We start from the raw sequence: 17,942 nt of genomic DNA on the forward strand, positions 1-17,942 counted from the left end.
GGCCAGCCCGCGGGCGGCACGGACAGTACGGGTGCCGCGGGCGGTGCGGAACGGTCGGACGGTCATGGTGAACTCCCCCTGCAACGACTGCTCTTGCTCTGCTTCTTGCTCTGCTTCTTGTTCTGCTTCCGGGGTGCCGGGACGGTGGCGGCGGTGACCACGGCCGCGTCCTCGGCGGCGAGGCGTTCCATGCCGCTCGTCGTCTTGAGGGGCTTCTCCTTGATGAAGAGCACCGCGAGGAGGCCGAGGAAGGCGAACGGGGTCGCGATGAGGAAGAGGTCGCCGGTCGCGACGCCGTACGCGTGCTCGACGATGTTCTTCATCGGCTCGGGCAGCTTGGTCATGTCGGGCACGGCGCTGCCGTGTCCGCCGCCGGTCGCCGGGATCCCGTTCTCCGCGAGGCCCTTGGTCATCTCACTGGCCACCCGGTTGGCGAGGATCGCGCCGAGCACGCTGGTGCCGATGGTGCCGCCGAGGCTGCGGAAGAAGGACAGGACGGAGGTCGCTGCGCCCAGTTCGTGCGCGGGGACGTCGTTCTGCGCGGCGAGCACGAGGTTCTGCATCAGCATGCCGACGCCGATACCCATGAACGCCATGTAGACGCTGAGCAGGCCGAAGTGCGTGTCGGCGTCGATGGTCGAGAGCAGGCCGAGGCCGGCCGTCATGACGACGGCGCCCGCGACGAGGTAGATCTTCCACTTGCCGGTCGCGGAGATGATCTGCCCGGCGACGGTCGAGGACACCAGGAGACCGCCGATCAGCGGGAGGCTCATGAGCCCCGCGACGGTCGGGGACTTGCCCAGGGAGATCTGGAAGTACTGGGACAGGAACACGGTCCCGGCGAACATCGCGATACCGACGAAGAAGCTTGCCAGGGTCGTGAGCGACACCGTGCGGTTGCGGAAGATGTCCAGCGGGATGATCGGCTCCGCCGCCCTGGACTCGACGAAGACCGCGGCCACCAGGAGCACCACCCCGGTGATCACCAGTGCGGCCGTCTGCCAGGACGCCCAGTCGAAGCTGTTGCCCGCGAGCGACGTCCAGATCAGCAGCGCGCAGACGCCGGCCACGATCAGGAAGGCGCCCAGCCAGTCGATCCGGACCTGGCGGCGCACGGTCGGCAGCTTCAGGGTGCGCTGGAGCAGCACGATCCCGGCCAGTGCGAACGGCACACCGATGAAGAAGCACCAGCGCCAGCCGAGCCACGAGGTGTCCACGAGGACGCCACCGATCAGCGGACCGGCGACCGTGCCGACGGCGAAGACCGCGCCGAAGATACCCGCGTACTTGCCGAGCCGGCGGGGCGGAATGATCGCGGCCATCACGATCTGGGCCAGGGCCGTCAGACCACCGGCGCCGACACCCTGGATGATGCGGCTGATGATCAGGGTCACGACGTCCTGGGAGAAGCCGGCCACCAGGGAACCGACCACGAACAGGCCGAGCGAGAGCTGGAGCAGCAGCTTCTGGTTGAACAGGTCGGCGAGCTTGCCCCACAGCGGCACGGTGGCCGTCATGGCGAGCAGTTCGGAGGTCACGACCCAGGTGTACGAGGACTGGCTCGCACCGAGGTCGGCGATGATCCTCGGCAGGGCGTTGGCGACGACCGTACCCGCGAGGATGGCGACGAACATGCCTGCCATCAGGCCGGACATCGCTTGGAGTATCTGCTTGTTCGACATGGAGGTGGGCGCCTGCTCGGGCGCCTCGGTTGCGGTCACGGTGTCCTTCTTCGGTACTGGAGCAGAACAGGATCGGTGGTGCGCGGAACGGTCACCGGCGGCGGGCGGGGCTACGCCGGCGGCCGGGGGAGGCCTTGCGCCAGTTGGGCGAAGACGTCCTGGAAGACCTCCGCGAGAACGGTCTCGCCGGGGTGGTCGCACCAGTGCTCGACGGCGACCCGCAAGGCGGTCTGGGTGACGGCGGCGAGGAGCCGGGGGAAGACGTCGGCGCCGGTCAGGCTCTCCGCGTCGGGGCGGGTGGCGTCGAGCCAGTCGGTGATGGCGACGGCGAGGGCCCGTTCCTCCGCCACATGGGCCTTCAGACCGCGGTGGATGAGGTGCGGGGACCGCTGGAGCACCTTGGACTGAAGGGCCCACAGCTCCTTGCGGCCCTCGAATCCGTCGAGCTCGGCGGCGAGGGCGTCGCGCACGGCGTCCAGCGGAGGCCGGTCGGCGGGGGCAGTGCGCACGGACTCCCTGATCCGCTCGCCCACCTCGTCGTCGACCAGGACGAACGCGTCGTCATGGCTGGGGAAGTAGTTGAAGAACGTCCTGGGCGAGACGCCGGCGGCTTCGCTGATGGCCTCGACGGTGACGTTCTCGACACCGTGCTCGGCGGCGAGCCGTACGGCTGCCTCGGCGATGGCCCGGCGAGTCGCCTGCTTCTTGCGCTCCCGCAGCCCGGGTACGGATGCTGTCGTCTTCGCCACATCGTGCATAGTAGGCAAAGATGCACAAGCTGCAAAATTATTTGCGCTGACCGGGCGCCTCCGGTGATGCGGCCGCCGAGCGGTGCGCTCTCCCCCGCCCGGCCTCTCCTGGGCCCCGAATGGGGGTCCCGGACGGCCCCGAAGATGTGCGCCGTCACGCCGGCCCTGCCGTGAGCGCCCGGGCTCGGCCCAGGTGTCGTGGCCCCTCGACCCGGCACGGAGAGTAGGGGGCGCCTCGAATCATCCGTTGCGGGGTGGCTGTTCGTGCCCACATATGGTGATTGCACAGTCACCGAGAGTCAGATGCGGTGGTGTGCTTCGCATCGGTCGGGGACCCGGCGCACGCCGTGGGCCCTTCACCTACTTGGAAGGAGTGAGTGTGAGCACTCGCTTTGGCGTGACCCGGAGGAACGTCCTCACGGTCACAGCGCTGGCCGCCGTCGTCGCCTCGATATTCTCCGGATCGGTGTCTGCTGTCGCAGACGGAAACGGCGGGGACCACGAGCGCCGTACGGACCACTGGGGCGTGATCACCCGCAACACGATCGGCTCTCCCGTCGCCGATCTGAGGAACGGCCCGTTCGGTTCGTTCGGCGTGGCGGACTTCTCCGCCAGGCCGCCGTTCGGGCGGGGCAGCCTTGGTATCGCGGTGGCGAACGACTCCACCTCGCTGACCCCTCCCAGCGAGAAGGTCGACTTCGGCAACGAGGTCGACTTCCTCGGTGATCCGGTGCAGGGCCTGCGGAGGGTCGGGTTCCACGTCTTCCAGACCGGGGAGAACGTGTCCTACGGGGGCGTCGAGAACATGCCGAACATCAGGTTCGAGATCGATCCGAACCTGAACGCGTCCACCGACGACTACTCCACGCTGGTGTGGGTGCCGGGGGCCTCCCCGGTGACGAACCGCTGGAGCGGCTACATCGATGCCACCAGGACCGGCTACTGGTACCTCACGGGCAACGAGGTCCCCGACTGCAACCAGGCCGCCAGGTGCTCCCTCGATGCCCTGAAGCGCGAACTCGACGACGGTGGCGCGGGAGCGACCATTCTCACGGCCGCGGTGGGCAAGGGCCGCGACCACATGTGGATCGGCGCCGTCGACGGCCTCCGCATCAATCAGAACGTCTATGACTTCGAGGCCGACGGCGTCAGGACGCTGCGGATCGGCTGACGTGGCCGGCTACTGAGCCGGAACGCAGTGAAGGGGCAGACTCAAATGAGTCTGCCCCTTCATCTATCTGCGGTAGCGGAGGGATTTGAACCCTCGGTGAGTTTCCCCACACTCGCTTTCGAGGCGAGCTCCTTCGGCCGCTCGGACACGCTACCGAGAGAGAGCTTAGACCATGCCGGGCCCTGGTTCGAAATCCGATTCCCGGCGACGGTCCGGAGCGTCCGCCGGGCGCCCTCAGCGCTCCCGGAAGAACGCTGTCAGCAGGTCCGCGCAGGCGTCCTCCAGGACGCCGTGGATCACCTCGGGGCGGTGGTTGAGCCTGCGGTCGCGTACGACGTCCCAGAGCGAACCGGCGGCACCGGCCTTCTCGTCCCGTGCCCCGTAGACCACCCGGGCGACCCGGGACTGTACGAGCGCGCCCGCGCACATCGTGCAGGGCTCCAGGGTGACGACCAGCGTGCAGCCGGTCAGCCGCCAGGAGCCGAGAGCGGCGGCGGCGCGGCGCAGGGCGAGCACCTCGGCGTGGGCCGTCGGGTCGCCGGTCGCCTCACGCTCGTTGTGCCCGGTGGCGAGCAGGGTGCCGTCCGGGCCCAGGACAACGGCGCCGACCGGCACATCGCCGGCCGACGCCGCCTGCGCGGCCTCGTCCAGGGCTTGGCGCATGAGTGCCTGCCACGGGTCCCGTACGGGATCGGGGGGAGGCGGTGAGGAGGGTGTGGGTGGTGACGCGTTCACCCGCGGACCCTAACGGACGGCCTCCAGGACCTCGGCCGCTCCGAGCGCGTCCGCGATCTCCGCCAGTGCGTCGGTGCGCAGGGTCAGCAGATCCTTCTCGGACAGCCCGAGGTCGGAGAGGACCCCGAGATCGCCGAGTGGCCCCGCCGGTACGGCGTCGGGGTCGTGATCCAGGTCGGGTTCGGTGACAGCGGCGCCGGCGCTGTCCTGGGCTGCCTCAGGCTCGCCGTCCTCCGTACCGTCGAGGTCGACGAGCTCCTCGAGTGCGGCGATCTCGTCCTCGGCCCCCGGTTCGCGGCCGAGCATCTCATCGGTGAGCAGGATCTCCCCGTAAGAGGAGCGGGCGGCGGCGGACGCGTCCGAGACGTAGATACGGGGGTCCTCCTCACCGTCCACCCGGACGACGCCGAACCAGGCGTCCTCCTGCTCGATGTAGACCAGGACCGTGTCCTCGTCCACCGAGGCCTCACGGGCCAGATCCGTCAGGTCGGACAGGGTTTCCACATCGTCGAGCTCCGTGTCGCTCGCTTCCCACCCGTCTTCGGTGCGAGCGAGCAGTGCGGCGAAGTACACCGTGACTCTCCCACTGGTCTTAGGCGAATCGGTCCGACGGGAGGGCAGTCGGTGATCCGGCTGCTCTGGGCCCCGCCCAATCGGCATCGTGGCAGAAACGAGCGCGATGCGAGACCTCTTCGACCGTTGCGTCGGCATCAGTTACCCGAGTGCGTGTCCGCCGATGGTGCTCCCGTGACTCCTGCGGCGGCGGTCCGGGTGCCTCGGGGAACCGCACTCACCAGCGGAACGTACGCATCCGCATCTGTTGGCGCATACGGGCCGCGCGGGCCCGGCGCGGCTGGACCCGGTCGCGCAGCTGCTTCGCCTCGTGGAGCTCACGGAGGAACTGCGCCCTGCGCCTCCGGCGCGCCGCTTCACTCTCCTGCGCGTCCGGCGCGTTCTCCTGAGCGTCGGGCAGGTCGCGCGCGTCGCGTCCGGCCTGCCGCTGATTCCGCTGCTCCCCGTCGGGCAATCGACACACCACCCCAAGCCTGGGTCCGTATGGACCCACCTTCCCTCCGAACAGGTGCTTGATGCCAGTGCAGACTGGCGGGAAGCCTGTCCGGGGCCCGGTTACTGTTGACGGCATGCGGATCCACGTCGTCGACCACCCGCTGGTCGCGCACAAACTCACCACGCTGCGCGACAAGCGCACCGACTCCCCGACCTTCCGGCGGCTCGCCGACGAGCTGGTCACCCTCCTCGCCTACGAGGCCACCAGGGATGTGCGGACCGAGCTGGTCGACATCGAGACCCCGGTGACGCCCACGACCGGTGTGAAGCTGTCGCATCCGCGCCCCCTGGTCGTCCCGATCCTGCGCGCCGGGCTCGGCATGCTGGACGGCATGGTGCGGCTGCTCCCGACCGCCGAGGTCGGCTTCCTGGGCATGATCCGCAACGAGGAGACGCTCCAGGCGGAGACGTACGCCACGCGGATGCCCGAGGACCTCTCCGGCCGTCAGGTCTACGTCCTGGACCCGATGCTGGCCACCGGCGGCACGCTCGTCGCGGCCATCCGGGAGCTGATCAAGCGCGGCGCGGACGACGTGACCGCGGTCGTGCTGCTCGCGGCGCCCGAGGGTGTCGAGGTCATGGAGCGCGAGTTGGCCGGCACGCCGGTCACGGTGGTCACGGCCTCGGTGGACGAGCGGCTCAACGAGAACGGTTACATCGTGCCGGGGCTCGGCGACGCCGGTGACCGGATGTACGGCACCGTCGACTGATCAGGGCGGTCCCGGACCGGTCGGGGTGATCCCGGACCGGACGGGCGTCCCCGGGCCGGTCCGCGCGGCCTCAGCAGGAGGACGGTGCGGGCGCCGGCTGCGTCAGGGCCGTGAGTGCCGTTGCGGCCGCCGCGGGGGTGCTGAACGCCTTGAATTTCGTGCCGATGATCAGATCGACGTCCGCCGTCCGGCGGGCGTCGGTCTTCTGTGCGGCCCCCGGCAGCTGTGTGGCGAGCACCGGGAACGAGCCGTTCATGGCCGTCGGGCCGCCGAGCAGCATTCCGGTGCCGGGCACCTTCTTGTCGTACGCGGCGGGGGCGTTGTCCACCTTGCCGATGACGAAGCCGCGCTTCTTCAGCTCGTCCGCGGCGGCCTTGGCGAGCCCGCTGCGGGGCGTCGCGTTGTAGATGTTGACCTTGATGGCGGCCGGCTTCGGGAGCACCTTCGCGGGCGCCGAGGCGCTCGGGGAGGGGCAGACCTTCGGGCGGTCTGCCGCACTGGCCTGTTTGTTGCCGCCGGTGAAGACGTCGACGATCTGGAGCGTGCCCCAACCGGCCAGGCCGAGGGCCACCACGGCGGCGGCCACCGAAAGGACCAGCTTGCGGCGATGACGGGGGCGGCGCATGCGGGGGAAGGTGTTACCCGTGATGCGGTACTTTCCGCCCATGCCGGGAGGGGTCAGCATGCTCATGGCCGCAGCGTAGTGCGACCTGGTGATGATGCCTACTAAACGATCAACCTATGGCACCCGTACGAGCATAAAAGCACCCGAAAGGCCGGAAATGCTCCACGGGTGGGAGTGGCGGATTCAGCCCAGTTCGAGCACGCGTGCGTGCAGCACCTGGCGCTGCTGCAGGGCCGCTCGCACGGCGCGGTGCAGCCCGTCCTCGAGGTAGAGGTCGCCCTGCCACTTCACGACGTGGGCGAACAGGTCGCCGTAGAACGTGGAGTCCTCGGCGAGCAGGGTCTCGAGGTCCAGCTGGCCCTTGGTGGTCACCAGCTGGTCCAGGCGGACCGGACGCGGCGCGACATCCGCCCACTGTCGGGTGCTTTCCCGGCCGTGGTCGGGATATGGCCGCCCATTTCCGATGCGCTTGAAGATCACACGGAAAGCCTACCGGGCAAGGGGCTCCGGGCGCAGCCAGGGAACAGGACTGCGATGCCTGATAAAACGGCATGAATCTGCGCAAAGCGTCGCACGGTCTGTCATGTTTGTGAGGCCTGTTTGTGCGGGCGCACCGGTGGCCGCACGGCGGCCTCGTGGTGACGGCCGGATGACGCCCCGGTGCGTCACTCCGCGGGCGTGGCGTGGCCTGCCGCCCGCGGAGTACGGGTACGCGTCGCGTGCTACTCGGTGACCCCGTGCGCATGGCCCTCGCGCAGGCCGACGCCGCTGCGGGGCTCGCCGGTGGCGGACGCGGCCGGGACCGGGCGGGTCAGGGAGCCCAGATCGTGGGCGTAGGTGCCGACCGCGTGGGCGATCACATCGATGTTGGTGTCGAAGTGCCCCATGTCGATGTTGTCCAGGTCGTCGCAGGCCGCGTGGTAGCAGGGGTCGTACGCGATGCCGGCGGTTCCGCCGTACGCCTCGGCCTGAGCGGCCGTCTTGACGCCCTCGGCGCCCGTGTCCGTACCGCCGGACGGGATGCCGGCCTCGATGAACGGCCCGTAGTCGGAGCGCCCGGTGAAGTCCGTGCCGGTGTGCGGCTTGTCCTCGCTGTCCAGGAACGCGTTGATGTCACGCTCCAGTTGGGCGGACCCCTGGGGGCCGGGTCCCGCGCCCGCACCGTCGGAGTCGTCGCCGTCGAAGACGAACTGCACGCCGTTCGGGGAGGCGATCATGTCGAAGTTGAGGTAGAGCGCGATCTTCTCGCGCTGTGCCTCGGAGAGCTTCGCGATGTACGCCTCCGAGCCGAGCAGGCCGTTCTCCTCCGCCGACCACCAGGCGAACCGCACCTTGTTGACGGGCGTCCGGTCGGACTCCGCCAACTCCAGGGCGACTTCGAGGAGCCCGGCCGAGCCGGACCCGTTGTCGTTGATGCCGGGGCCGTCGGTGACCGAGTCGAGGTGGGCTCCGAGCATGACCGTCTTCGCGGCGTCCCCTCCGCGGGTCTCGGCGACGACGTTGTGGGTGGTGCGCTCCTCGCGGAACTCGCGGATCTCGAGGGAGACCTTCACCTCGCCCTCAGCCAGGTCCGCCACGAGCTTCTTCCCCTCGTCCTGGGTGAGTCCCCCGGTGGGGATCTTCCCCGCCCCGACATCGCCCAGCGTGCCGGAGAGGGCCCCTTGGGTGTTGTTGTAGATCACCGCGCCGGTCGCGCCCGCCGCCGCGGCCGCCGCCTGCTTCTCCGCGAAGGAGCAGCCCCCCCGCTTGATCAGGGCGATCTTGCCGGTGAAGCCGGCCGAGGCGTAGTCGGCCTCCTCGCAGCCGGTGGTGTCGTCGGCGGGCACGGTGACGAGGGGCGCCGTGATGCCTCCCTCCTGGGTGGAGGGCGTGTACGTCATCGCCCTGATCGAGACCTCACGGGGCGTGGGGGAGACCACGGAGAGCTTCTCGGCGAGGGTCTCGGTGTAGACGAAGTCGAATGGCTGGTAGCCGACCCGGTAGCCGGCCTTCCTGAGCAGCCCGTGGACGTAGGCGGCGGAGGCGTCATGCCCGGGCGAGCCGGCCGCGCGGTGGCCTTCCGCCGAGTCGGCTATGGCCTGGAAGCGCTCCAGATGCCGGTACGCGCCCTTGGCGGACGAGCTTTCGACCAGCTGCCGCGCGAGCTCGGCGGCGTCCGCGGCCGGGTCGGGCGACGCGCGTCCGTGGTCCGGGGAAGCGGCGAGGAGAAGCGGTGTCGCCAGGGCGGTGGCGGCCACGACGGCCACGGCTCTGCGGCGGGTTGCGTACACGAGAGTCCTTCCGGTGCGAACGTTCGTGGGGGCGGCCGTGGAGCCGGCCGGTAACTCGGAGCAGCTGGGGCCGTCTCCGACCGGGCGCCCGGCCCGGGCCTGATCAGCGCGCGCTCTACGGCGGTGCCTGTTCGGCCGACACGGTCATGCGGACCGGCCCGCGGCCTTGGCCGCCGCCTTCGCCTGCTGCTTGTACGCCCGCACCTCGGCGAGTGATTCGGGGCCGGTGATATCGGCCACCGAACGATGTGAGCCGTCTTCGCCGTACGCTCCGGCGGCCTCCCGCCAGCCCGTCGGGCGTACGTCGAACTGCTTGCCCAGCAAGGCCAGGAAGATCTGTGCCTTCTGGGTGCCGAACCCGGGCAGGGCGTTGAGCCGTTTCAGCAGCTCGGCCCCGGTGGCGGCGTCCGTCCAGACCGCTTCCGCCTGCCCGTCGTACTCGGCCACCAGGTACTGGCAGAGCTGCTGCACCCGCTTGGCCATGGAACCCGGATACCTGTGCAGGGCGGGCTTATCGGTGAAGAGCCCGATGAAGGCGTCCGGGTCGTACGCGGCGATCTCCCTGGCGTCCAGATCGTCCGACCCCATGCGCTGTGCCAGCGTGAACGGGCCGGTGAACGCCCACTCCATCGGTACCTGCTGGTCCAGCAGCATGCCGACGAGGGCGGCCAGCGGGCTGCGGCCCAGCAGTTCGTCCGCGGCGGGCTCCTGGGCGATCCGTACGGTGCGGGCCCTGCCGTTGTCGCTCTTGGTCATGCATTCGATGATCGCGAGATCGACCGGGATCGGCGACTCGGTGCGACGCCCGGGCGGTACTCGTACCTACCCGGCGGGCGGTGGCAGCAGCCGGGCCGCCCGCATCCGCAGATAGCGGGCCTCGGGTGCGCTGAGCGTGTGGTCCGCCGCCCGCCGATAGGCGGCGCGCGCCGCCTCGCTGTCCCCGGCCCTCTCCAGCAGATGGGCTCGTACGGCATCCAGCCGGTGGTGGCCCGCCAGCCGGTCCTCCAGGGCTGTCACGGCGGCGAGTCCGGCCCTGGGGCCCTCCACCATGGCGAGGGCCACGGCCCGGCTCAGCTCCGCCATCGGGTCGGGGGCACGGTGCACGAGGAGGTCGTACAGGGCGAGGATCTGGGGCCAGTCGGTGTCCTCGGCGCGGTCCGCCTCGTCGTGCAGCGCCGCGACCGCCGCCTGCAGCTGGTAGGCCCCGGCAGGCCCTTCGGACAGGGCCTCCTCCACCAGGGCCGTGCCCTCGTCGATGGCTGACCTGTCCCAGCGGGTGCGGTCCTGCTCGTCGAGCGGGACCAGCTCGCCGTGCGGTCCGCTTCGGGCGGCGCTGCGGGCCTCGGTGAGCAGCATCAGGGCCAGCAGTCCGGTCACCCGCCCGTCCCGGGGCAGGAGCCCGCGCACGGCACGGGTAAGCCGGATTGCCTCCTGGGCCAGGTCGGCGCGGTGCAGATCGCTGCCGGACGTCGCTGTGTATCCCTCGTTGAAGATCAGGTAGAGCACCTGGAGCACCGCGGAGAGCCGGCTGTCGCGGTCGGCGGGGCCCGGTTGCCGGAACGGCACACCCCGCACCTTCTGCTTGGCCCGGCTGATCCGCTGCGCCATCGTCGCCTCGGGCACCAGATGGGCCCGGGCGATCTCGGCCGTCGTCAGGCCGCCGACGGCGCGCAGGGTCAGCGCGATCTGGGCCGCGGGGGACAGCTCGGGGTGGCAGCAGAGGAAGAGCAGGGTGAGTGTGTCGTCGGCGGACGGAGCCCGGCTCTCCCCGGGTGGCGGGGCCGTGAAGGCGTCACGGGGCGTGAGGGCGGCGGCCCTCTCCTCACGCCGCTGCCGTGCGGTGTCCCTGCGCAGCTGGTCCGTCAGCCGCCTGGACGCGGTCCGGATGAGCCATCCGCGCGGATTGTCGGGCAGTCCGGCGGCCGGCCACTGCTGGGAAGCGGCGAGCAGCGCCTCCTGCACCGCGTCCTCCGCCGTGTCGAAGTGGCCGTAGCGGCGTACGAGCGCGCCGAGGACCTGCGGCGCGTGGTGGCGCAGCAGGTCCTCGATACCGGTCGGCCTGTCGTTCACACGGCTCCAAGCCCGGAGCGCGGGCGCCCTACTCGGAAGCGCCCGGGTCCCCGCCTTCCTCGATGGGACGGATCAGCACCGGGTAGACGGGCGCACCCTCCGGCTGCGGACACTCCTGGATGCGCGCGGCGATCTCGGTGACTCTTTCCAGGCTCGCGCAGTCGAGCACCCAGTACCCGGCGAGCTGCTCCTTGGTCTCCCCGTAGGGGCCGTCCGTGATCACAGGCCGGCCGTCCGCGCCCGGCAGCACCGAGCGGGTCCTGGCGGGTTCGGTCAGGCCCTGGCCGTCGACCATCTCGCCGGACTCGGCCAGGTCGTTGTTGAGCCCTCCCATGAAGGCGAACATCGCCTGCATGTCCTCCTTGTTCCAGGCCGGGCTCCCGGCCGACGGCTTGCCGGCCATGGCCTCGTAGTCGGCCTGCGAGCCCTGAACCATCACGAGGTACTTCATGGTGCCGCTCCTCGGCTTCTCGGTCGCCGCCCCTTGTGGGCAACTCTCACAGGGGACGTCGAAGCCCGTGACCGGTTCTCGACACCACGCGGGAAATTTTCCGAAATCACTCCGCCGCGCAGGTCCGGAGGGGGCCCCCGTAGAGTTCGGCTGCGTCGTCCCGCCAACCCCGAGGTACCGGCTGTGTCCCCCGCATCTCCCCAGTCCGCCGTCCCGGCGCCCGCGCCTGCCGTGAGCGTCGTGGGGATCGGAGCCGACGGCTGGTCAGGCCTGCCGGAGAGCGCCCGGGCGGTGCTCCTGGACGCCGAGGTCCTGATCGGCGGTGAGCGCCAGTTGGGGCTGCTCCCGCCGGAATGCGCGGGCCTGCGCGTGTCCTGGCCCTCACCGCTGCGGCCCGCCGTGCGTGCCCTGCTCGCCGCGCACGCGGGGAGCAGGACCGCCGTGCTGGCCAGCGGTGACCCCATGTTCTACGGCATCGGCCGGGCCCTCACCGAGGAGCTGGGCGCCGGGGCGCTCCGTGTGCTGCCGCACCCGTCCTCGGTGTCGTACGCCTGCGCCCGGCTCGGCTGGCCGGTGGAGGACACCGGGACCGTCACCCTCGTCGGCCGTCCCACGGCCCGGCTGGCGGGCGCGCTGCACGACGGGCGCCGTCTGCTGGTTCTCTCCGCGGACGCGGCCACGCCCGCCGCCGTGGCCGCCCTGCTGCGGGACCGCGGCTTCGGACCCAGCCGGATGCGGGTGCTCGAACAGCTCGGCGGCACGGCCGAGGACTGCCTGGACGGCATCGCCGACACCTGGGAGCACCCGCCCGGGGACCCGCTCAACGTCATCGCGGTGGACTGCCGGAGCACCCCGGACGCCTTGCGTCTCGGAGCCGTACCCGGGCTGCCCGACGAGGCGTACGAGCACGACGGCCAGCTCACCAAGCGCCATGTCCGGGCGGCCACGCTCGGCGTGCTCGCGCCCGCCCCCGGAGAGCTCCTCTGGGACATCGGCGGCGGCTCCGGTTCGATCGCGGCGGAATGGATGCGGACCCATCCGTCCTGCCGCGCCGTCACCGTGGAACGCGATCCGGAACGGGCGCGGCGCATCACCCGTAACGCGGACCGCCTCGGCGTCCCCGGGCTGCGCGTGGTCACCGGCCGCGCACCGGACGCCCTGGCCGGACTGCCCGTACCCGACGCCGTGTTCATCGGAGGCGGGCTGACCGCGCCGGGGCTGCTCGACGCCTGCTGGGAGGCGCTGCCCCCCGGCGGCCGGCTGGTCGCCAACACGGTCACGCTGGAGTCGGAGGCGCTGCTCGCCGAGTGGTACCGCCGGCTCGGTGGTGACCTGGTCCGCCTCGCGGTGGCCCACGCCGTGCCCGTCGGCGGGTTCACCGGCTGGCGTCAGGCCATGCCCGTCACCCAGTGGTCCGTACAGAAAACCTCGCACGCTCCAGGAGACGACAGATGACCGTGTACTTCATCGGCGCGGGCCCCGGCGCCGCCGACCTGATCACGGTGCGCGGCGCCCGTGTCCTCGCCGCCAGTCCGGTCTGCCTGTACGCGGGCAGCCTGGTGCCGCGTGAACTCCTCGCCGAATGCCCGCCGGACGCCCGGCTCGTGGACACGGCCCTGCTGGACATCGACCAGATCACGGCCGAGCTGGTGCGGGCCCACGAGGAGGGACACGACGTCGCCCGGCTGCACTCCGGCGACCCGTCGGTCTTCAGCGCGGTGAACGAGCAGATGCGCCGGCTCGACGAGGCGGACGTGCCCTACGAAGTGGTGCCCGGAGTGCCCGCGTTCGCCGCGGCCGCGGCGGCGCTCAAGCGAGAGCTGACGGTGCCAACGGTCGGCCAGACCGTGATCCTCACCCGGATCGCCCAGCGGGCCACGGCGATGCCCGAGGGCGAGGACCTGGCCACGCTGGGCCGCAGCGGCGCGCTGATCGTGCTGCACCTCGCGGCGCGGTACGTGGACCGGGTGGTCGACGAACTGCTGCCGCACTACGGGGCCGACTGCCCCGCCGCCGTGGTCGCCATGGCATCGCGCCCGGACGAGATCATCCTGCGCGGCACGCTGGACTCCATCGCGGAGCAGGTGAAGTCGGCAGGGGTGATCCGGACAGCGGTGATCATGGTCGGCCGGACCCTGGGCGCGGAGCAGTTCCGCGACAGCCACCTGTACTCGCCGGCGCGGGACCGCCACACCTGCTGACGGAAGGGCGGGACGCGATGCCGTCCCGCCTTCGCTCATCGCGTCTCGCTGCGCCCCACGACCGCCCCCGCCCGGTCGATGCAGATCACGTCCACCGCTACTGGCGCTCCCCGCAGCACGGACAGCGCCTGGTCCCGGGCCGCCACCGCAACCAGGTCGCCCAGCGGCACGCCTGCCGCCGTGCACAACTGCAGTGCCGCGAGGCCGGTGTTGGCGACCTCGATCTCCGACGCCAGTGCCTCGCTCGCGCCGCCCTGGCGGGCCAGCCGCGCCAGGAACGGCTTGTCGACCTGGGAGCGGCCGGAGTGCAGGTCCAGATGCCCGGCGGCCAGCTTGGACAGCTTGGCGAACCCGCCGCAGATGGTCAGTCGCTCCACCGGATGCCGGCGTACGTACTTCAGCACCGCACCCGCGAAGTCCCCCATGTCCAGCAGGGCGATCTCCGGGAGCCCGTACTCGGCCACCACCGTCTTCTCCGAGGTCGAGCCCGTGCACCCCGCGACATGCCGGTGCCCGGCCGCTAGCGCCACGTCCACCCCGCGGCGGATCGAGTCGATCCAGGCCGAGCAGGAGTACGGCACCACGATGCCTGTCGTGCCAAGGATCGAGATTCCGCCCAGGATGCCCAGGCGAATGTTCCACGTGAAACGTGCGATCTCCTCGCCGTCGTCCACCGAGACCGTGATCTCGACGTCGCCCGTGCCGCCGTGCTCCGCCGCCACCCGCGCCACATGGTCCCGCATCATCTGACGGGGGACGGGGTTGATCGCGGGCTCCCCGACCTCGAGCGGTAGCCCGGGAAGCGTCACCGTCCCGACGCCGGGCCCTGCCCGGAACACCACTCCGGACCCCGCCGGCAGCAGCCGTACGGTGGACCGGACCAGAGCGCCGTGAGTGACGTCCGGGTCGTCGCCCGCGTCCTTGACCACGCCCGCCGTGGCCCGCCCCTCGGCGAGCTCCTCCACCGCCAGTGCGAAGGCGGGGGTCTGGCCCCTGGGCAGGGTGATGGTCACCGGATCGGGGAACTCGCCGGTCAGAAGGGCCGTGTACGCGGCCGTGGTCGCCGCCGTCGCGCAGGCCCCGGTCGTCCATCCCGGCCGCAGGCCGGTGTGCTTGAGTTGGGCGGTGCGCCCGCCCTGCGCCTCACTGCTCATGGATGGACCGATCCGATGCCCTTGCACATACTCGTCCTCGGTGGCACGACGGAGGCCCGCCGGCTGGCGGAGTCCCTGGTGGCCGCGGACGGGTTCCGGGTGACCAGCTCACTCGCGGGACGCGTCGCCCGGCCGAAGCTGCCGCCCGGCGAGGTGCGCGTCGGCGGCTTCGGCGGGGCCGAGGGCATGGCCGAGTGGCTCCGTGCGCACCATGTGGATGCGGTCATCGACGCCACCCATCCCTTCGCCGGAACGATCAGTTTCAACGCGGCCTCGGCAGCCGTCGCTGTCCATGTTCCCCTGTTGGCCCTCCGACGGCCCGGCTGGGTGCCCGTCGAGGGCGACCGGTGGCACATCACCGACTCCCTCGCCGGCGCGGCGGAGCTGCTGCCCGATCTGGGGTCGCGCGTCTTCCTCACCACAGGACGAATGGGTCTGGCGGCGTTCGCCGCACTGGACACGCTGTGGTTCCTGATGCGCTCGGTGGACGCCCCCGACGCCCCGCACCCGGCCCGGATGGAGATCCTTCTGGACCGGGGCCCGTTCTCCCTGGAGGGCGAGCGGGAGCTGATCCGTCGGCATCGCGTCGACGTCCTCGTCACGAAGGACAGCGGCGGTGACGCGACCGCCCCGAAGCTCACGGCCGCACGCGAGGCCGGGATCCCCGTGGTGGTGGTCGGTCGGCCGCCGGTCCCCCCGGGCGTGCCGGTGGCCGGGACCCCGGAGGAGGCGGTCGCCTGGCTGCGGGGCCTGGTGGGACCCGGCCCCCGGACGGCTGATGCGCCGGAGGCCGAGCTGGTCCCGATACCGCCCGGGCCGCCGTCCGGACCCCCCTCGGGGCCCGGGGCGGCACGTCGGCGTCAGTCCTCCGGGTAGCGGCGCGGCGTCCAGACGATCTGCCGGCCGTCGCCCCGCCGCACCCAACGGGTCTGCGAGGAGCCCACGATCAGGATCGTCCGCATGTCTACCTCGGCCGGGTCGAGATCGGCGAGCCGCACCGTACGCACGCTCTCCGCCGGGCCGCCGACGTCCCGCCCGAGCACCACCGGCGTGTCCGGGGAGCGGTGCTCCAGCAGCAGATCGCGGGCCTTGCCCACCTGCCATGTCCGGCTGCGCGAGCCGGGGTTGTACAGCGCCATCACCAGGTCGGCCGTGGCCGCCGCGCGCAGCCGCTCGGCGATGACCTCCCAGGGCTTGAGCCGGTCCGAGAGCGAGATGGTGGCGTAGTCGTGGCCCAGCGGAGCACCCGCACGGGCTGCGGCGGCATTGGCCGCGGTCACCCCGGGCAGCACCCGCACCGCTATGTCCGTGTACGCCTCCTGCGAGGCGACTTCCAGCACTGCCGTCGCCATGGCGAAGACCCCGGGGTCGCCCCCGGACACGACGGCCACGCGGTGCCCCCGGCGTGCCAGGTCCAGGGCGAATTCGGCGCGCTCCGACTCGACCTTGTTGTCGGAGCCGTGGCGCTGCTGCCCCGGGCGGACCGGGACCCGGTCCAGATACGTCGTGTAGCCGACGAGGTCGTCGGCTGCGGCCAGCGCTCCGCGCGTCTCGGGCGTCAGCCACAGCGGTCCGGCAGGACCGGTGCCGACGACGACGACCTCGCCGTTGCCCGGGCCCGCAGCGGGTGAGGGGCGGGGCGCGTCTATCCGGCTGGGCAGCACGGCGACCGCGAAGTACGGCACGGAGTCCGCGTCCGTGTCCGCCAGGTTTCCGGTGCGCTCCCCGGCCATCGTGGCCCGTTCCACGTACCGCGCCTCGGGCAGCCGCCCGGACGCCTCGAACGCGCGGCGCACGGCCGGGAACGTACGGCCCAGCTTCATCACCACCGCGGAGTCCGTGGCCGCCAGACGTGCGGTCAACTCCTCCTCCGGCAGGGTGCCCGGAAGGATCGTCAGCACCTCCTCGGCCTCGACGAGCGGGGTGCCGAGACGGGCGGCGGCGGCACTGACCGAGGTGACGCCGGGGATGACCTCGGTGTCGTAACGGTCCGCGAGCCGCTTGTGCATGTGCTGGTACGAGCCGTAGAAGAGCGGGTCGCCCTCGGCGAGCACGGCGACGGTGCGCCCGGCGTCCAGGTGTACCGCGAGGCGAGCGGCGGCCTCGGCGTAGAACTCGTCCAGCGCGCCCCGGTAGCCGCCCGGGTGGTCCGTGGTCTCCGTCGTGACGGGGTAGACCAGCGCCTCCTCGATGTGGTCGGCGCGGATGTACTGGGCCGCGATCGAGCGGGCGATGGAGCGGCCGTGCCGGGCGGAGTGGTACGCGACGACATCGGCCTCACCGATGATCTGCACGGCCCGAACGGTCATCAGAGCCGGGTCTCCCGGACCGAGCCCGACCCCGTACAGCCGCCCCGCGCTTCCCGTGTGCTGCTGCTCGGACACGCTCACTCCTCCTCGCTGGCGATCGCGTTGAGGGCGGCGGCGGCGATGGCGCTGCCCCCACGCCTGCCCCGCACGACGAGGTGTTCCAGCCCGGACGGATGGGCTGCCAGGGCCTCCTTGGACTCGGCGGCCCCGATGAAACCGACGGGCACACCGATGACGGCGGCCGGGCGCGGGGCGCCCTCCTCGATCATCTCCAGCAGCCGGAAGAGCGCGGTGGGCGCGTTGCCGACGGCGACGACCGCGCCCTCCATCCGGTCCCTCCACAGCTCCAGGGCGGCTGCGCTGCGGGTGGTGCCCAGCTTCGCGGCCAGGTCGGGAACGGCGGGGTCGGACAGGGTGCAGATCACTTCGTTGTCCGCGGGCAGCCGCTTGCGGGTGACACCGCTCGCGACCATGGCCACATCGCACAGGATCGGCGCGCCCGAGCGCAGGGCCGCGCGGGCGTCGGCCACCACATTCGGTGAGAAGGCGAGATCGCGTACGAGGTCGACCATGCCGCAGGCGTGGATCATGCGGACGGCGACCTGGCTCACGTCGGCGGGCAGCCCTGCCAGATCCGCCTCCGCGCGGATGGTGGCGAAGGACTGGCGGTAGATCGCCGGTCCGTCCTTCTCGTACTGATGCACAGTGCTGTCGCTTTCTTCATCGAACAGGTCGAACAGGGGGTTG

General features: G+C 71.4%; 19 protein-coding genes and 1 tRNA gene. 5 read left to right on the forward strand and 15 right to left on the reverse strand.

Going from position 1 to position 17,942, the window contains the following annotated elements; genetic code table 11:
* Positions 1–62: 62 nt before the first annotated feature.
* Both ACFWFI_RS17360 and ACFWFI_RS17365 read right to left on the reverse strand, forming a co-directional pair.
* Positions 63–1,682, reverse strand: coding sequence for an MDR family MFS transporter (locus ACFWFI_RS17360; RefSeq protein WP_387390641.1), 1,620 nt, complete (start codon positions 1,680–1,682; stop codon positions 63–65).
* 110 nt (positions 1,683–1,792) lie between these two features.
* On the reverse strand, positions 1,793–2,440 hold the full coding sequence (locus ACFWFI_RS17365) for a TetR/AcrR family transcriptional regulator (RefSeq protein WP_387390582.1): 648 nt from the start codon (positions 2,438–2,440) through the stop codon (positions 1,793–1,795).
* 370 nt (positions 2,441–2,810) lie between these two features.
* On the opposite strand from ACFWFI_RS17365, the gene ACFWFI_RS17370 reads away from it, so the two are divergent.
* Positions 2,811–3,602, forward strand: a complete 792-nt coding sequence (locus tag ACFWFI_RS17370) for a hypothetical protein (protein ID WP_387390585.1) — start codon at positions 2,811–2,813, stop codon at positions 3,600–3,602.
* A gap of 70 nt (positions 3,603–3,672) precedes the next feature.
* Here the strand turns inward: ACFWFI_RS17370 and ACFWFI_RS17375 are convergent.
* From ACFWFI_RS17375 to ACFWFI_RS17390, 4 genes are all read right to left on the reverse strand, one after another.
* Positions 3,673–3,757 (reverse strand) — tRNA-Ser (locus tag ACFWFI_RS17375).
* Positions 3,758–3,836: 79 nt separating this feature from the next.
* Positions 3,837–4,265, reverse strand: coding sequence for a tRNA adenosine(34) deaminase TadA (gene tadA / locus ACFWFI_RS17380; RefSeq protein ID WP_387390643.1), 429 nt, complete (start codon positions 4,263–4,265; stop codon positions 3,837–3,839).
* An 81-nt stretch (positions 4,266–4,346) separates the two neighbouring features.
* The gene (locus ACFWFI_RS17385; protein ID WP_387390587.1) at positions 4,347–4,910 is read right to left on the reverse strand and encodes a tRNA adenosine deaminase-associated protein; all 564 of its coding nucleotides are present in this window, start codon (positions 4,908–4,910) and stop codon (positions 4,347–4,349) included.
* Between the two features lie 217 nt (positions 4,911–5,127).
* Positions 5,128–5,364 (reverse strand): hypothetical protein, encoded by a 237-nt coding sequence (locus ACFWFI_RS17390; RefSeq protein WP_383115442.1) that lies wholly within the window; start codon positions 5,362–5,364, stop codon positions 5,128–5,130.
* A 115-nt stretch (positions 5,365–5,479) separates the two neighbouring features.
* On the opposite strand from ACFWFI_RS17390, the gene upp reads away from it, so the two are divergent.
* Positions 5,480–6,115 carry a uracil phosphoribosyltransferase gene (upp, locus tag ACFWFI_RS17395; RefSeq protein WP_387390589.1) on the forward strand — a complete coding sequence of 212 codons (636 nt, stop codon included), beginning with the start codon at positions 5,480–5,482 and terminating at the stop codon, positions 6,113–6,115.
* 70 nt (positions 6,116–6,185) lie between these two features.
* Here the strand turns inward: upp and ACFWFI_RS17400 are convergent, their stop codons facing one another.
* The 6 genes from ACFWFI_RS17400 to ACFWFI_RS17425 form a co-directional block, all read right to left on the reverse strand.
* Positions 6,186–6,782, reverse strand: coding sequence for a LytR C-terminal domain-containing protein (locus tag ACFWFI_RS17400; RefSeq protein WP_387390646.1), 597 nt, complete (start codon positions 6,780–6,782; stop codon positions 6,186–6,188).
* A 141-nt stretch (positions 6,783–6,923) separates the two neighbouring features.
* The gene (locus ACFWFI_RS17405; RefSeq protein WP_003955420.1) at positions 6,924–7,220 is read right to left on the reverse strand and encodes a type II toxin-antitoxin system VapB family antitoxin; all 297 of its coding nucleotides are present in this window, start codon (positions 7,218–7,220) and stop codon (positions 6,924–6,926) included.
* A 242-nt stretch (positions 7,221–7,462) separates the two neighbouring features.
* A complete protein-coding gene (locus tag ACFWFI_RS17410) occupies positions 7,463–9,010 on the reverse strand; it encodes a M28 family metallopeptidase (RefSeq protein WP_387390592.1) in 1,548 nt (515 codons plus the stop codon).
* A 144-nt stretch (positions 9,011–9,154) separates the two neighbouring features.
* Positions 9,155–9,766 (reverse strand): HhH-GPD-type base excision DNA repair protein, encoded by a 612-nt coding sequence (locus ACFWFI_RS17415; RefSeq protein ID WP_387390595.1) that lies wholly within the window; start codon positions 9,764–9,766, stop codon positions 9,155–9,157.
* A gap of 66 nt (positions 9,767–9,832) precedes the next feature.
* The gene (locus ACFWFI_RS17420; protein WP_387390597.1) at positions 9,833–11,080 is read right to left on the reverse strand and encodes an RNA polymerase sigma factor; all 1,248 of its coding nucleotides are present in this window, start codon (positions 11,078–11,080) and stop codon (positions 9,833–9,835) included.
* Between the two features lie 28 nt (positions 11,081–11,108).
* A complete protein-coding gene (locus ACFWFI_RS17425; protein ID WP_387390600.1) occupies positions 11,109–11,531 on the reverse strand; it encodes a YciI family protein in 423 nt (140 codons plus the stop codon).
* A 183-nt stretch (positions 11,532–11,714) separates the two neighbouring features.
* Here ACFWFI_RS17425 and cbiE point away from each other — a divergent pair, with 183 nt between their 5' ends.
* Positions 11,715–12,986: a precorrin-6y C5,15-methyltransferase (decarboxylating) subunit CbiE gene (gene cbiE / locus ACFWFI_RS17430; RefSeq protein WP_387390603.1), complete on the forward strand. Its 1,272-nt coding sequence runs from the start codon at positions 11,715–11,717 to the stop codon at positions 12,984–12,986.
* Positions 12,983–13,732, forward strand: coding sequence for a precorrin-4 C(11)-methyltransferase (gene cobM, locus ACFWFI_RS17435; RefSeq protein WP_387390606.1), 750 nt, complete (start codon positions 12,983–12,985; stop codon positions 13,730–13,732). Before cbiE ends, cobM begins: the two co-directional genes overlap by 4 nt.
* Positions 13,733–13,767: 35 nt before the next feature.
* Here the strand turns inward: cobM and ACFWFI_RS17440 are convergent, their stop codons facing one another.
* The gene (locus tag ACFWFI_RS17440) at positions 13,768–14,886 is read right to left on the reverse strand and encodes a cobalt-precorrin-5B (C(1))-methyltransferase (RefSeq protein WP_387390609.1); all 1,119 of its coding nucleotides are present in this window, start codon (positions 14,884–14,886) and stop codon (positions 13,768–13,770) included.
* 21 nt (positions 14,887–14,907) lie between these two features.
* Between ACFWFI_RS17440 and ACFWFI_RS17445 the strand changes: the two genes are divergently transcribed.
* Positions 14,908–15,762, forward strand: coding sequence for a cobalt-precorrin-6A reductase (locus tag ACFWFI_RS17445; RefSeq protein ID WP_387390648.1), 855 nt, complete (start codon positions 14,908–14,910; stop codon positions 15,760–15,762).
* Here the strand turns inward: ACFWFI_RS17445 and cobJ are convergent.
* Positions 15,747–17,276: a precorrin-3B C(17)-methyltransferase gene (gene cobJ / locus ACFWFI_RS17450; protein WP_387390611.1), complete on the reverse strand. Its 1,530-nt coding sequence runs from the start codon at positions 17,274–17,276 to the stop codon at positions 15,747–15,749. The genes ACFWFI_RS17445 and cobJ overlap by 16 nt on opposite strands.
* Positions 17,273–17,899 carry a precorrin-8X methylmutase gene (locus tag ACFWFI_RS17455; protein WP_387390614.1) on the reverse strand — a complete coding sequence of 209 codons (627 nt, stop codon included), beginning with the start codon at positions 17,897–17,899 and terminating at the stop codon, positions 17,273–17,275. Before ACFWFI_RS17455 ends, cobJ begins: the two co-directional genes overlap by 4 nt.
* Positions 17,900–17,942 lie beyond the last annotated feature (43 nt).

Origin of the sequence: Streptomyces sp. NPDC060209, from assembly GCF_042728155.1 — a bacterium.
Lineage (GTDB): Bacteria > Actinomycetota > Actinomycetes > Streptomycetales > Streptomycetaceae > Streptomyces.

Coding starts and splice junctions, on each gene's coding strand:
- ACFWFI_RS17360 (WP_387390641.1), bottom strand. CDS start 1,682: ATGTCGAACAAGCAGATACTCCAAGCGATGTCCGGCCTGATGGCAGGC.
- ACFWFI_RS17365 (WP_387390582.1), bottom strand. CDS start 2,440: ATGCACGATGTGGCGAAGACGACAGCATCCGTACCCGGGCTGCGGGAG.
- tadA (WP_387390643.1), bottom strand. CDS start 4,265: ATGCGCCAAGCCCTGGACGAGGCCGCGCAGGCGGCGTCGGCCGGCGAT.
- upp (WP_387390589.1), top strand. CDS start 5,480: ATGCGGATCCACGTCGTCGACCACCCGCTGGTCGCGCACAAACTCACC.
- ACFWFI_RS17400 (WP_387390646.1), bottom strand. CDS start 6,782: ATGGGCGGAAAGTACCGCATCACGGGTAACACCTTCCCCCGCATGCGC.
- ACFWFI_RS17415 (WP_387390595.1), bottom strand. CDS start 9,766: ATGACCAAGAGCGACAACGGCAGGGCCCGCACCGTACGGATCGCCCAG.
- ACFWFI_RS17425 (WP_387390600.1), bottom strand. CDS start 11,531: ATGAAGTACCTCGTGATGGTTCAGGGCTCGCAGGCCGACTACGAGGCC.
- cobM (WP_387390606.1), top strand. CDS start 12,983: ATGACCGTGTACTTCATCGGCGCGGGCCCCGGCGCCGCCGACCTGATC.
- ACFWFI_RS17440 (WP_387390609.1), bottom strand. CDS start 14,886: ATGAGCAGTGAGGCGCAGGGCGGGCGCACCGCCCAACTCAAGCACACC.